Consider the following 12,877-nt stretch of genomic DNA (forward strand, 5'->3'; position numbering starts at 1 on the left):
GCGGAAAACGCCGCGATCAAGAACAACACCGCGCCGGCCAAGTGGACCTACAAGAACATCGACCACATGCGCGACCAGCTCAAGTCGCTGGGCTACGCCATCGACTGGTCGCGCGAGTTCGCCACCTGCCGTCCCGATTACTACCGCTGGGAACAGTTGATGTTCACCCGGCTGATGAAAAAGGGCCTGGCCTATCGCAAGAACGCGGTGGTGAACTGGGATCCGATCGACCAGACCGTGCTCGCCAATGAGCAAGTCATCGACGGCCGCGGCTGGCGCTCCGGCGCACCGGTGGAAAAGCGCGAGATTCCGCAGTGGTTCCTGAAGATCACCGATTACGCGCAAGAGCTGCTCGATGGCCTGGACACGCTGCCCGGCTGGCCGGATGCGGTGAAGACCATGCAGCGCAACTGGATCGGCCGCAGCGAAGGCGTGGACATCCAGTTCGCGGTGGAAGGCGAAGTGGAGCCGCTGACGGTGTTTACCACGCGCCCGGACACCTTGATGGGCGTGACCTTCGTTTCGATCGCAGGCGAACATCCGCTGGCGCAGAAGGCGGCGGGAAATAATCCGCAGCTGGCTGCGTTCCTCGATGAGTTGCGCCACGGCGGCGTTTCCGAAGCCGAGCTGGAAACGCAGGAAAAGCGCGGCATGGCCACCGGCCTGTTCGCGATCCATCCGATCACCGGCGACAAAGTGCCGGTGTGGGTGGCCAACTTCGTGCTGATGGGTTACGGCACCGGCGCGGTGATGGCCGTGCCCGGCCACGACGAGCGCGATTTCGAATTCGCGCACAAGTACGACTTGCCGATCAAGCAGGTCATCAGCGTAAGCGGCGAGGACGCCAGCTACGATCCGCAGCGCTGGAAAGAGTGGTACTCGGACAAGACGCGCGCCGACATGCGCGTGATCAACTCCGGCGACATGGACGGCAAGAACCACCGCGAAGCGTTCGACTTCATCGCCGCCAAACTGGAAGCCGCCGGCAAGGGCAAGCGTCGCGTCAATTGGCGCCTGCGCGACTGGGGCGTAAGCCGCCAGCGCTACTGGGGCTGCCCGATTCCGGTGATCTACTGCCCGCATTGCGGTGCGCTGCCGGTGCCGGAAGAGCAGCTGCCGGTGGTGCTGCCGGAAGATGTCGCTTTCTCCGGCGTGCAATCGCCGATCAAGGCCGATCCGGCGTGGCGCAAGACCACCTGCCCGCAATGCGGCGGCGCGGCCGAGCGCGAAACCGACACCTTCGATACCTTCATGGAATCGAGTTGGTATTACGCGCGCTACACCAGCCCCGGCGCCAACGGTCTGGTGGACGAACGCGCCAACTACTGGCTGCCGGTGGACCAGTACATCGGCGGCATCGAGCACGCGATCCTGCATCTGCTGTACTTCCGCCTGTATCACAAGCTGATGCGCGACGAAGGCCTGGTCAAGACGGACGAGCCGGCCACCAACCTGCTGTGCCAGGGCATGGTGATTGCCGAGACGTTCTATCGCCAGAACGCGGATGGTTCCAAGGATTGGATCAATCCCGCCGACGTGGAAATCCAGCGCGACGAAAAAGCGCACGTGATCGGCGCAGTGCTAAAGGCCGACGGCAAGCCGGTGCACATCGGCGGCACCGAGAAGATGTCCAAGTCCAAGAACAACGGCGTCGATCCGCAGGCGATGGTGGAGAAATTCGGCGCCGACACGGTGCGCCTGTTCTCCATGTTCGCCGCGCCGCCGGAGCAATCGTTGGAGTGGAACGAAGCCGGCGTGGAAGGCATGGCGCGCTTCCTGCGTCGCTTCTGGCGCGAGGTGCTTACGCATGTCGGCCAGCCGGATCACCCGCAGGTCGATCCATCCAGTCTGGATGCCGGCCAGAAAACGCTGCGCCGCCAACTGCACGAAACCATCCAGAAGGTCAGCGACGACTTCGGCCGCCGCCACGCCTTCAACACCGCCATTGCCGCGCTGATGGAACTGCTCAACGCGCTCGGCAAGTTCTCCGACCAGAGCGAGCAAGGCCGCGCCGTGCGCCACGAAGCGCTGGAAACCATGGTGCTGTTGCTCAACCCAGTGGTGCCGCACGTCAGTCATGCATTGTGGCAAGCCCTGGGCCATCCGCAGGCCGTGCTGGACGACCAGCCGTGGCCGAAGGTCGACCCTGCCGCGCTGGTGCGCGACACGCTGACCCTGGCCGTGCAGGTCAATGGCAAGCTGCGCGGCACCATCGAGGTGGCCGCCAACACGCCCAAGGAAGAAGCCGAAGCGCTGGCGCGCGCGCATCCCAATGTGGCAGCCTTTCTGGAAGGGCAGACCGTGCGCAAGGTGATCGTGGTGCCTGGCAAGATCGTCAACATCGTCGCAGGATGAATACATGAACCGCATGCTGAAAATCGTTGCGCTGCTGCCCATGCTCGTTCTGGCGGCATGCGGTTTCCACCTGCGCGGCAGCGCGGCCTTGCCGGCAGGCATGCAGCGGGTGCACCTCACGGTCGGCGGTGGCGGCGACTTCCAGCGTAAGCTGGCGCGCGCCTTGCTCGCTTCCAACGTAACACTGGAAGACAAGGCCGGCCCGGGCATTGCCGAACTGCATGTGCCCGCGCAGAACTTCACCGTGCAGTCACTCACCATCAACGGCGCGGCGCAAGTCACCGAATTCGCGGTGCGCTTGCATGTGGTGTTCACCGCGACCGATCCGGACGGCAAGGTGATCGTGCCCGCACAATCCATCGACCTGCAGCGCGAATACAGTTACGACGCCAGCCAGCCGGTCGGTACGCAATCGCAGATGGAACAGATCCAGGGCAGCCTGATCGACGACGCCATTCAATCCATGCTGTTCCGCTTGCAGGCTGTGGCGAAGAACGGCGAGACCGCGGCGGCGAAAGCGGTCGGCCCGCTGCCGGCCAACGCAAGCACCACCCAGCAACCGCTGCAGTACATGCCGACGCCGACCGGCAACTAAGACCCGAAGCAGGCGCCGATCATGCCGCTCAATCACCTCCAGTGGCAAAAAGCGCTGGCTGCGGATCAGCTAAGTCCCGTCTACCTGCTGGCCGGGGAAGAGCTGCTGGTGCTGGAAGCCGCCGATGCCTTGCGCGCACAAGCGCGAAAGCTCGGCTATAGCGAGCGCCAGGTACTGGATGTGGGCGCGCATTTCGACTGGGATGATCTGGCGCGTTCCGCGGCGGGCATGTCGCTGTTCGCCACGCGCCGCCTGCTCGATCTGCGCCTGCCCACCGGACGCCCGGGTGTGGAAGGCGCCAAGGCGATCAACGAGTTTTGTGCCAATCCGCCGCCGGACGTGAGCTTGCTGATCACCGCGGTGGAGTGGAGCAACAAGCATGAAGGCGCGTGGACCCGGCAGATCGACAGCGCCGGCTGCGTAGTGATCTTCAACGCGCCGCGCCCGAACGAGTGGACGGCATGGATCGGCGCACGCCTGGCCTCGCGCGGCCTTACCGCGACAGCCGATGCGGCCGCCCTGCTGGCCGAACGCGTGGAGGGCAACTTGCTCGCCGCCGCGCAGGAAATCGACAAATTGGCCGTGCTGCATGGGCAAGGCAAGATCGATGCGGCCGAGATGGAAAGCCTGGTCGCCGACAGCGCCCGCTATGACGTGTTCAAGCTCACCGATGCCGCACTGGGCGGCGAAGGCGCGCGTGCGCTGCGCATTCTCGACGGTTTGCAGGCCGAAGGCGACGAGCTGATCGCGCTGATGGGCTGGCTGGTGAATCAGCTGCAGCTGGCGTTGCGCCTGGCCAATGCACACGACTTTGCCGCGCAGGCGCGCGCCGAGCGTTTATGGCCGGCGCGCGAGCAGTTGTTCCGCAAAGCCTTGCGTCGTGCGTCGCGCGAACACTGGATGCAATGCCTGGCGCGCGCGGCGCGGATCGATCGCATCGCGAAGGGACGCGAGAGCGGCGATGCGTGGCTGGAAACGCAGCGCCTGATTGCTGCGATGGCGGAGCCGAGGGCGGCGCAGGCGCTGGTATGAACATGAAACCGCTGGCCCTTTTTGGCGGCACGTTCGACCCGATCCATATCGGCCACCTCAGCGTCGCCTGGGAAGCTTCCGAACTGCTCGACGCCGAAGTGCGCCTGATGCCGGCCAACGTGCCGCCGCATCGCTCGGCGCCGACCGCCAGCGCGACACAGCGCGTAGAGATGCTGCGCGCCGCCTTGCGCGGGCAATCGCGGCTTGCGCTCGATACGCGCGAATTGGAGCGTGGCGGGCCGTCCTACACCATCGATACCTTGGAAGAGCTCCGTCGTGAAGTCGGCGAACGGCCCTTGGTCTTGCTGCTTGGTGCGGATGCGTTTGCCGGTTTGCGCAGCTGGCAGCGCTGGCGCGATTTGTTCCGCGTCACGCATATCGGCGTCATCAACCGGCCCGGCATCGATGCATGCGTTCCTGCCGAAGTGGAACGTGCGGTGGCGACGCGGCGTACGGATGATCCGGAAGTGATTCGTTCGCAAGCCGCAGGGAAGGTGATCGAGCTGGCAGTGACGCCGCTGGAAGTTTCCGCCACACGCATTCGCGAACTGCTGGCGGCGGGACGTGATCCGCGTTACTTGCTGCCGGCGGGGTTGTTCGACGATCCGGCGTTGCTGGCGCCTTATCGCGAAGCTATTGTCGATTCTCAGCAGTTTGACGCTTCCTGAAGCGCATCGGGAATCTCGTTTGTGAGCCACCAGCTACACGAAACGTAGAAGCCGGATGAGCGAGATGAGGGCCTAAGTCGCACGAAATGGGGGTGCGAAGGCCATGTCGTGTTCATGCCGAAGTATTGTAGAAAGAATCTACACGACAAATTACGGCTGCATCTCAAGGAGGCACTCCATGATCTTGCGAGACGTTGGGAAAATCGAGTCGAAGAAGGTTATCTGTCAGCACGATCATATACATAGACTGATCTGCATGGAGCCGAAGTATTCGATATCGCAAGTGATGCGATACATCCAAGGAAGGGGCCGTATGATGAGGTTGCTGGCGACGCTGTTGCTGGTTTGTCCATGGGTGCTGGCAACCAACCTCGCCCAGGCCGATGTGCTTATCAATGGACTGCATCACGATGGCAATGCCGTTGCCAGCAATACCGACGAAGCGAGGGAGGTGGTCGCCACCGCAGGGGAGGATCTTGCGGGCTACCGCATCTCCGATACCGATCCTGCCCCCAGTCTGGACTCGGAAAGCTACTACGCGCGAGTAAACACCAGCAGCCCCAGCCAGCTGCGCTGCTCGCTGCACGCAACGATCAAGGATCATACCGCCTACCCGTACAGCAGTCGCTCGGGTATCGATACCTGGATGATCTTGGAGATCGCCGACGAAGACCCCAATAACAGCGACCGCATCCTCGATGCCTACCGCAACCGTAGCTACGCCAAGGTCAGCGAACGAGCCGGCCGCGGCAGAGGCTTGGTTTACAACCGTGAGCACACCTGGCCGAATTCCTTGGGGTTTGCCAGCGCCATCGGCGACAAGGGGCTGCCGAATGCGCCCTACACCGATACCCACATGTTGTACTTGACCGACGCGATCTGGAACGCCGATCGTGGCAACAAGCCCTATGCGACGTGCGACAGCAACTGCGGTGAGCGCACCACCGAGCCCAACAACGGCCATGGTGGCGGTAGTGGCTATCCTGGCAGTTCCAATTGGGTGCGTGCGCCAGACGGTAACGGCGGCTCGTTTGAGGTCTGGAACCACCGCAAGGGCGACATGGCGCGTGCGGTGATGTACATGGCGATCCGCTATGAAGGTGGCGAGGACGCAACTACCGGCCAGTCCGAACCGGATCTGGAGCTGACCGACGACCGAAGCAAAATCGTCAGGACTTCGGCCTCGCCGGCCTATATGGGCCTGCTGTCGACTCTGATCGACTGGCACCAGGCCGATCCGCCAGATGCCGCCGAACGAGCCCGCAACGAAGTGATTTTCAGATTTCAGGGCAACCGCAACCCATTTATCGACCACCCCGAATGGGCTACCCCGGTCTTGTTCGCCTCGGCCAAGCCGATCAACTGCCAACTCCGGCCAACTGAGCATCGGCCAGCGGCCTCGCGGTAGCAGTTTGGCGCTACGGTCCTACCTAACCCTCCCCTTGTATAGACCTGGAGGGGAGTATTTATTGAAACCGTTCAAATCACCCGAAACGCCACAAACCGCATCGCCACTGAATTCATGCAATAACGCAACCCGGTCGGCGGTCGACCATCATCGAACACATGTCCCAAGTGACTGTCGCAACCGGCACAGCTCATTGCCATGCGAATCATGCCGTAAGCGGTATCGCGGCTCTCGATCACATTCTGCTTGGTAATCGACTGCTGAAAGCTCGGCCAGCCGGTGCCGGAATCGAATTGTGTAGCGGCGTCAAACAATGCCATGTCGCAGCCGGAGCAGCGATAGAGGCCCTTGCTATGGGGTTTCTCGTGCGGGCACTGAATGCCATCTCGGTGCCCGCGCGGCGAATCACATCGACTGCGGCATGTTTTAACTGGATTCCAGCGTTCGCCGGAATGACGAATTTGAAGATCCCGGCGACCCTCAACTCGCAAACGCCACAAACCGCATCGCCACCGAATTCATGCAATAACGCAACCCTGTCGGCGGCGGGCCATCGTCGAACACATGTCCGAGGTGGCCGTCGCAACCTGCACAACTCACCGCAGTGCGCTCCATGCCGAAGCTGCTGTCGCGGCTTTCGATCACGTTGCGTTTGGCAATCGGTTGCCAGAAGCTCGGCCAGCCGGTGCCGGAATCGAACTGCGTGTTGGCGTTGAACAGCGCCGTGTCGCAACCGGCACAACGGTACATGCCTTTGTGGTTCGGCTTTTCGTGCGGACCGCTGAACGCCATCTCGGTGCCGGCGCGGCGCAGCACGTTGAACGCCGCGGGAGAAAGGCGTTGCTGCCATTCCGCATCCGTCAGCACGATTTTGCGCACGTCGCACACGCCAAGGTCGCGGCCGTCTTCGTCGGCAAAGCACTCCAACTGCAAGATTTGCGGGGGAGCGGTTACCAACGGTGCTGCTGCTGCCATCGCGTTACCTCCTTTGCGGCCCATCAAGCGTGCGGCGGTCACGGCGCCGAGCGCCACCGCGGCGCCGCCGCCAAACAAGGCGAACAGAAATCGCCGGCGGTCCATCGCCTTGTCGTCGAATGCGGTTGTCATGCCAGTCTCCTGTGGTTGATTCAGCCGAACGTGAATGCGTAAACGTGCACGCCGGGATCGAGGAAAGTAATGTCGAATACACGCTCGCCGGTGCCATGCGCCTGGCGCACCAGCTGATATAGCCGCTGCCCGTCGACGACGCCGTTGCCATCGGCATCGATATCGGCGCCGTGATCAGCGCCGGGCGCTTTGCCATCGAGCGTGACGCGGAAGCGCACCGGCTTGCCGTTTTCACCGGGGCCAAGCACCAGATGCAGATCGCGGCCGCGGAAACGATAGACGACGCTGCCGTCCGGTTTGTCGAGCGTGGCCTGCTGCGGCTGCACCGTCCAGGTGCCATCGAGCGCCCATTGATTGGCGGCGAGCGTATCCGGTGCGCGATAGTGGAAGCTGTCATCGTGCGCAATCGGGCCACCGGCAAAACCTTCGCTGCGTGCATAGCCCACGTAGGTTTCCGGCGAGCGATACACATCGCCGGAGCCGGCCGCTTCCGCACCGGAGGCGCCGGGCTGCACATAGCCCGTGGGCAGATTCGTGTAACCCGCGTCGGCGAGCAGGCGGCGGATCACGTCCTCGCTGGCCGCATAATCGCCTTCGCCGAAATGGTGTGCGCGGATCTGGCCGTGTGCATCGATAAAGTAATGCGCCGGCCAATACTCATTGTTGAAACCCTTCCAGATCGCATAGTCGTTATCCATCGCCACGGGATAGGTGATGTGAAAATCCTTGATCGCCTTGGCGACGTTGGCGGGATCTTTCTCGAAGGCGAACTCCGGCGCATGCACACCGATCACCACCAGCCCGTGATCGCGGTATTTCTGCGCCCACGCATTCACGTACGGCAGCGAGCGGATGCAGTTGATGCAGGAATACGTCCAGAAGTCGACCAGCACCACCTTGCCGCGCAGCGCTGCGGGTGTCAGCGGTGCGCTATTGAACCATTGCGTAGCGCCGGCCAGCGACGGCAGTTCGCCTTCCACCGGCAGCGGCTCGCCGGCCTTCGGTGCTGGCGCGGCGCGTGCCGGGGCGGGACCCAGGGCATCGATCAGCTTTTGTTCGATAGCGCCGGTGCTGGCCACCGAAACGCGCGTCAGCCAACCCGTATCCACGCCCAGGGCGATGGCCGCCACGCCGGTCAGTACCAGTACGCCCAAGGCCCGGCGCAACCATTCGCCCGCACCCAGCGAGCGCTTCATCAGCGCGAACACGCGCCCGCCAACCAGCAAGGCCAGCGCGAGCGACATGGCGGCGCCGGCGGCATAGGTGAGCAGCAGCAAGCTGGTTTCCGCACTCGCGCCTTGCAGCGCAGCGCCGGTCAGCAGCAGGCCAAGAATGGGGCCGGCGCACGGTGCCCACAGCAAGCCGGTGGCGACGCCCAGGCCTGCGGCGGACCATGGTGAATCCTGCCTGGCGTCCGCTTTTTGGGTCAGCCGGTTGCCGAGGGTCACGAATGGATGGCTGATCCATTCGGCAACGCGCGGCAGCAGCAAGCTCAAGCCGAGCACCGCCAGCACGACCAGTGCGACGTAGCGCCCGTACTGGTTCGCGTGCACGGCCCAACCGCCGCCCACTGCCGCCAGCGTGGCGACCAGGGCGAACGTGACAGCCATGGCGATCAACATCGGCAAACCATTGCGTGCGAACGGCCGATCCGCGCGTGCAAACACGAACGGCAGCACGGGCAGGATGCAAGGGCTGAGGATGGTGACGATGCCGCCGAAGAAAGCAAGGATCAGTAGAAGCATGTCGTGCTCGTGTGTCTTGTTCTGTGGGGTTATTCGTTGCGCGGGTATCTGGGTTACATCGGTGCCGGCAGCCTGCCGGGACTGAAGGGGCCAGGCGTAGTGCGGGCGCGCGAGCAGGTAACCAAAGCGTCATCACGCGCGAATGGCTGATGTAACCCGATTGCTTGCAGGCCATGTCAGCGACCTCATCCTTGACCTTTGAAGGCCCATCGGTCTTACTACGCCAGCCTTCGCCGAGGAGGCTGGATAGCGACAAAGCCGTGCCTACCGAAACCCCAAGTGCGAGCGAACAGGCTGACCGGCAACGGGCAGCATGGATGGCCGCCGGGCAAGCGGGCGACCAGCGCGCTTATACGCGCGTGCTGGGCGATTCGGTGGCGCTGATCCGTGCCGTGGCTAGAAGGCAGGGCGTAGCAGTGGATGCGCTGGATGACGTCGTGCAGGAAACCCTGCTCACCGTGCATCGCGTGCGGCATACCTTCGATCCGACGCGTTCCTACGATGCATGGCTGTCGGCCATCGCCGCGCGCCGCGCCATCGATGTGCTGCGCAGCCATGGGCGTCGCGAGCACCGCGAGGTGCACGATGAGTTCGCCTTCGACACGCATGCCGATCGCGAGGATGCCAGTGCCGGCGCCGAGCGCCATCAAGAGGCGCAGCGCCTGCGCAAGGCCATCGACACCCTGCCGCCGGGGCAGCGCGAGGCGGTGGAACAGCTCGGCTTGAAGGAGCGTTCGCTGGCCGAGGCTGCCGTGCAGACCGGGCGCAACACCGGCGCATTGAAAGTGAATTTGCATCGCGCACTGAAAACGCTGCGCAATCGCTTGCATGGAGAATCCTGAGCCGTCATGTCTGATGTAGCACGCCACGAAGCCTTGATCCACGCGCTCGGTGCGGAGCTGACGCCGGTGCGGCGCCTGCTGCCGCCTTGGCGGCGTGCGCTCGGCTGGCTGCTGGTGGTGGCGATGGTCGCAGCGGTGCTGCTGATGCATCACGGCGCACGCACCATGTTGCATCGCTGGGTGGTGGAGCCCGATCTGGGCGTAGCGGCCTGCGGCGCGGTGCTCACCACTATCACCGCGGCGCTGGCTTCGTTCGTGCTGGCGGTACCCGGGCGCCCGCTGGCGTGGGCATGGCTACCGGTGCCCAGTGCACTGCTCTGGATCGGCGCCAGCGGACTGGGCTGCCTGCAAGCCCACATTCCGGGCATGCCGGTCATGGATCTGCACGGCGCCAATGACTGCCTGGTGTTCATCATCAGCTATTCGATCCCGCTGTCGGTGCTGATGATCTGGCTGCTTCGGCGTGCCTGTCCGTTGCGCCCGGTCCTTACGGCGGTGCTGGTGGGACTGGCCAGCGCCGCGGCCTCGGCCAGCCTGCTGGAGATCTTCCATAACTTTGATGCCAGCGCGTCGGATCTGCTGATGCATGCGCTGGCGGTGGTCATCGTGGTGGGCGTGAATGCGGCGATGGGCGGGCGCTTGCTGTCCAGGGCACGCACTCGGCCGTAGAAAGCGCTTGACGTCCCATCCTGGCAAGGCGGATATACTGCGCTTGCGCGATTCTGCGCTGCCGAAACGCCGAAGAGGCCCCAAGTCTTGACCACCATCCGCCATACCAAGGCCGTCAACACGGCCGCCCTGCGCAAGACCGTCATCGCCGCCCTTGAGGATCTCAAGGCCAAGGACATCAGGGAAATCGATGTACGCGGCAAAACCTCCATCGCCGACCTGCTCGTGATTGCTTCCGGCACCTCGGCACGCCACGTGAAATCCATCGCCGACGAAGTCGTCAAGTTCGCCAAGCAGGCGGGCGTGATGCCGCTGGGTGTCGAAGGCGAGCAGGAAGCCGAGTGGGTGCTGGTGGATCTGGGCGACGTCATCGTGCACGTGATGCTGCCGCGCATTCGCGAGTTCTACGGCCTGGAGCGCCTGTGGACCGTGGGTGACCGCGACGCCGAGGGCGAAGCTGCCCTGGCCACGGGCTAAGTTAATGAGCCTGCCCCATGTCCTCGCGTGGCCCGCGCCGGGATCTGTTTGCGCGCAGGCCAAGGAAGAACGAGGGCGTGTATGTCGATACACAACAGAGTGATGACGCAGGCATGCGGGCAAACAGACCCGGCCCGTAGGGTTGTTTTTGAGAGGCCGCCAGGCGGCAGCGCGCGGTTTGACCAGACGGCCAGTCTGGCGCTGCACCGCGCACTACCACCTGACGACCTCTCAAAAACAACGCGGGCTACGCGAGGGCATGGGGCAGGCTCACTGGCATGCGTGCCCGCCTGATCGCCATCGGCGAACGCATGCCTGCATGGGTTGCAGAAGGGTTTGCCGAATACCGCAAACGGCTGTCCCACGATTTGCCCCTCGAATTGATCGAACTGAAGCCTGGCGCACGCGGCAAAGGCCGCGACGATGCGCGCGCGGTTCAGGACGAAGGCGCCGCCATCCTCGCCGCCTTGCCACGCGATATCCATGTGATTGCACTCGATGGCCGTGGCAAGACCTGGTCCAGCGAAGAACTGGCTGAACAGCTGGCGAAATGGCGCATGGCCGGCCGCGACCTGGCCTTCCTGATCGGCGGCCCTGACGGCCACGCGCCGGAAGTGTTGGCCCGCGCCGATCAAAAGTGGTCATTGGGACCGCTCACGCTCCCGCATATGCTGGTCCGGCTGGTGCTGGTGGAGCAGCTTTACCGCGCCACCACCTTGCTGGCCGGGCATCCGTACCATCGCGCGTGAAGGCGGTGGCGCGTGCCGTCACTGCATTGTCATTGGAGTTCCCATGCGCTTTCAGGTTCGGCTGGCGAGCATTTACGATCTCGATACGCTGGTGCCGCTGTTCGACGGTTATCGGCAGTTCTATCGGCAGGCGGCCGATCCGGCGCGCGCACGCGCCTTTCTGGCGGAGCGTTTTGCGCATCTGGAATCGATCATTCTGCTGGCGTACGACGAGCAGGGCGCGGGCCTTGGCTTCGTGCAGCTGTATCCCTTGTTTTCATCGGTGAGCACGGCGCGTATCTATCTGCTGAATGATCTGTTCGTGGCGCCGTCTGCACGCAGGCAAGGCGTGGCCAGCGCCCTGCTCAGTGCCGCGGCCGAGCATGCGCGGGCACTTGGCGCTGCGCGTTTGTGGTTGCAAACCGAGCAGAACAACGCATCGGCGCAGGCCTTGTATGAATCGCTTGGCTGGCAACGCGATGACGTTTTTTGCGATTACGGCCTCGCGCTCGCCAAGCCGGCTTCCTCCTAGGCTGGATGTCTTCCTGCCGCGCGGCGCATGCCTGCTGGTTCTTCGGCGCAGCCCTGCAGTGAAACCATTGCCCGCGTTTTAGACTCCATCATCCGTGCAGGCAGAGGATGAAACGCGTGGGCAAGTTGACGGTTTTCCTGCTGGCGCTGGCAGCGCTGTCGACGTCCTTTGCCGCGCATGCGGGCGAAGTCAGGAATTTCCTGTTTCTGGGGCGGGACGACCTCGATAGTCATGCGTCCCTGCTGCAGCGGCCGGATATCGACGGCGCGCAGATCATCTACACCTGGCGGCAATTGGAGCCGCAAAAGGGCCGCTACGACTTTTCGCAGATAGAACGCGATCTCACGCGTGCCACGGCGCTCCACAAAGCGTTGTTCATCCAGATCCAGGATCGCTTCTTCAGCAAGGAGGCGCGTTACGTTCCCGATTACCTGCTTACCGAACCTGCCTACCGTGGCGGCCTGGTTGCGCAGCTCGATCGCCCGGGCGAGGGCGTGCCGCAGGCGCAGGGCTGGGTAAGCCAGCAATGGAACCCGCAGGTACGCCAGCGCTACCAGCAGTTGTTGCAAGCGCTTGCCAAGGCGTTTGACGGGCGCGTGGAAGGCATCAACCTGCCGGAAACTGCCGCCGACATCGACGAAAAACACGACAAGACAGGTTTTACCTGCGATAAGTATTTTGCTGCCGAACGCGAAAACATGCTGTTCGCGCGCAAGGTA

The 12,877-nt window shown here is 63.5% G+C and carries 13 protein-coding genes and 2 pseudogenes; 12 read left to right on the forward strand and 3 right to left on the reverse strand.

Annotated features, from left to right (window positions below):
• The 6 genes and pseudogenes from leuS to VMA74_RS18115 form a co-directional block, all read left to right on the forward strand.
• Positions 1 to 2,355: leucine--tRNA ligase (gene leuS, locus VMA74_RS18095; protein ID WP_325369505.1), on the forward strand; the 2,355-nt coding region annotated here is incomplete at its 5' end.
• 4 nt (positions 2,356 to 2,359) lie between these two features.
• Positions 2,360 to 2,950: an LPS assembly lipoprotein LptE gene (gene lptE, locus VMA74_RS18100; protein WP_325369507.1), complete on the forward strand. Its 591-nt coding sequence runs from the start codon at positions 2,360 to 2,362 to the stop codon at positions 2,948 to 2,950.
• 21 nt (positions 2,951 to 2,971) lie between these two features.
• On the forward strand, positions 2,972 to 3,982 hold the full coding sequence (gene holA / locus VMA74_RS18105; protein WP_325369509.1) for a DNA polymerase III subunit delta: 1,011 nt from the start codon (positions 2,972 to 2,974) through the stop codon (positions 3,980 to 3,982).
• 2 nt (positions 3,983 to 3,984) lie between these two features.
• The gene (gene nadD, locus VMA74_RS18110; RefSeq protein ID WP_325369526.1) at positions 3,985 to 4,650 is read left to right on the forward strand and encodes a nicotinate-nucleotide adenylyltransferase; all 666 of its coding nucleotides are present in this window, start codon (positions 3,985 to 3,987) and stop codon (positions 4,648 to 4,650) included.
• Between the two features lie 114 nt (positions 4,651 to 4,764).
• Complete coding sequence (locus VMA74_RS21665) at positions 4,765 to 4,896, forward strand: hypothetical protein (RefSeq protein WP_414649637.1); 132 nt, start codon at positions 4,765 to 4,767, stop codon at positions 4,894 to 4,896.
• Positions 4,897 to 5,182: 286 nt separating this feature from the next.
• Positions 5,183 to 6,058, forward strand: a pseudogene (locus VMA74_RS18115) (endonuclease I family protein); the annotation flags it as partial.
• Positions 6,059 to 6,129: 71 nt separating this feature from the next.
• Here the strand turns inward: VMA74_RS18115 and msrB (VMA74_RS18120) are convergent.
• From msrB (VMA74_RS18120) to VMA74_RS18130, 3 genes are all read right to left on the reverse strand, one after another.
• A complete protein-coding gene (msrB, locus tag VMA74_RS18120; RefSeq protein ID WP_325369511.1) occupies positions 6,130 to 6,378 on the reverse strand; it encodes a peptide-methionine (R)-S-oxide reductase MsrB in 249 nt (82 codons plus the stop codon).
• A gap of 160 nt (positions 6,379 to 6,538) precedes the next feature.
• Positions 6,539 to 7,165 carry a peptide-methionine (R)-S-oxide reductase MsrB gene (gene msrB / locus VMA74_RS18125; protein ID WP_325369513.1) on the reverse strand — a complete coding sequence of 209 codons (627 nt, stop codon included), beginning with the start codon at positions 7,163 to 7,165 and terminating at the stop codon, positions 6,539 to 6,541.
• Between the two features lie 20 nt (positions 7,166 to 7,185).
• Positions 7,186 to 8,910: a cytochrome c biogenesis protein DipZ gene (locus VMA74_RS18130; protein ID WP_325369515.1), complete on the reverse strand. Its 1,725-nt coding sequence runs from the start codon at positions 8,908 to 8,910 to the stop codon at positions 7,186 to 7,188.
• Positions 8,911 to 9,227: 317 nt separating this feature from the next.
• Here VMA74_RS18130 and VMA74_RS18135 point away from each other — a divergent pair, with 317 nt between their 5' ends.
• The 6 genes and pseudogenes from VMA74_RS18135 to VMA74_RS18160 form a co-directional block, all read left to right on the forward strand.
• Positions 9,228 to 9,752 (forward strand): RNA polymerase sigma factor, encoded by a 525-nt coding sequence (locus VMA74_RS18135; RefSeq protein ID WP_325369528.1) that lies wholly within the window; start codon positions 9,228 to 9,230, stop codon positions 9,750 to 9,752.
• Between the two features lie 6 nt (positions 9,753 to 9,758).
• Positions 9,759 to 10,421 (forward strand): NrsF family protein, encoded by a 663-nt coding sequence (locus VMA74_RS18140; protein ID WP_325369517.1) that lies wholly within the window; start codon positions 9,759 to 9,761, stop codon positions 10,419 to 10,421.
• A gap of 87 nt (positions 10,422 to 10,508) precedes the next feature.
• Positions 10,509 to 10,898 (forward strand): ribosome silencing factor, encoded by a 390-nt coding sequence (gene rsfS / locus VMA74_RS18145; RefSeq protein ID WP_188794745.1) that lies wholly within the window; start codon positions 10,509 to 10,511, stop codon positions 10,896 to 10,898.
• 278 nt (positions 10,899 to 11,176) lie between these two features.
• Positions 11,177 to 11,647 carry a 23S rRNA (pseudouridine(1915)-N(3))-methyltransferase RlmH gene (gene rlmH / locus VMA74_RS18150; protein WP_325369521.1) on the forward strand — a complete coding sequence of 157 codons (471 nt, stop codon included), beginning with the start codon at positions 11,177 to 11,179 and terminating at the stop codon, positions 11,645 to 11,647.
• A gap of 43 nt (positions 11,648 to 11,690) precedes the next feature.
• The gene (locus tag VMA74_RS18155; protein ID WP_325369523.1) at positions 11,691 to 12,158 is read left to right on the forward strand and encodes a GNAT family N-acetyltransferase; all 468 of its coding nucleotides are present in this window, start codon (positions 11,691 to 11,693) and stop codon (positions 12,156 to 12,158) included.
• A 116-nt stretch (positions 12,159 to 12,274) separates the two neighbouring features.
• A pseudogene (locus VMA74_RS18160) lies at positions 12,275 to 12,877 on the forward strand (hypothetical protein); the annotation flags it as partial.

Origin of the sequence: Dyella sp. (assembly GCF_035508675.1) — a bacterium.
Classification (GTDB): Bacteria; Pseudomonadota; Gammaproteobacteria; order Xanthomonadales; family Rhodanobacteraceae; genus Dyella_B.

Coding starts and splice junctions, on each gene's coding strand:
- lptE (WP_325369507.1), top strand. CDS start 2,360: ATGAACCGCATGCTGAAAATCGTTGCGCTGCTGCCCATGCTCGTTCTG.
- holA (WP_325369509.1), top strand. CDS start 2,972: ATGCCGCTCAATCACCTCCAGTGGCAAAAAGCGCTGGCTGCGGATCAG.
- nadD (WP_325369526.1), top strand. CDS start 3,985: ATGAAACCGCTGGCCCTTTTTGGCGGCACGTTCGACCCGATCCATATC.
- VMA74_RS21665 (WP_414649637.1), top strand. CDS start 4,765: ATGCCGAAGTATTGTAGAAAGAATCTACACGACAAATTACGGCTGCAT.
- msrB (WP_325369511.1), bottom strand. CDS start 6,378: ATGGCATTGTTTGACGCCGCTACACAATTCGATTCCGGCACCGGCTGG.
- msrB (WP_325369513.1), bottom strand. CDS start 7,165: ATGACAACCGCATTCGACGACAAGGCGATGGACCGCCGGCGATTTCTG.
- VMA74_RS18130 (WP_325369515.1), bottom strand. CDS start 8,910: ATGCTTCTACTGATCCTTGCTTTCTTCGGCGGCATCGTCACCATCCTC.
- VMA74_RS18135 (WP_325369528.1), top strand. CDS start 9,228: ATGGCCGCCGGGCAAGCGGGCGACCAGCGCGCTTATACGCGCGTGCTG.
- VMA74_RS18140 (WP_325369517.1), top strand. CDS start 9,759: ATGTCTGATGTAGCACGCCACGAAGCCTTGATCCACGCGCTCGGTGCG.
- rlmH (WP_325369521.1), top strand. CDS start 11,177: ATGCGTGCCCGCCTGATCGCCATCGGCGAACGCATGCCTGCATGGGTT.
- VMA74_RS18155 (WP_325369523.1), top strand. CDS start 11,691: ATGCGCTTTCAGGTTCGGCTGGCGAGCATTTACGATCTCGATACGCTG.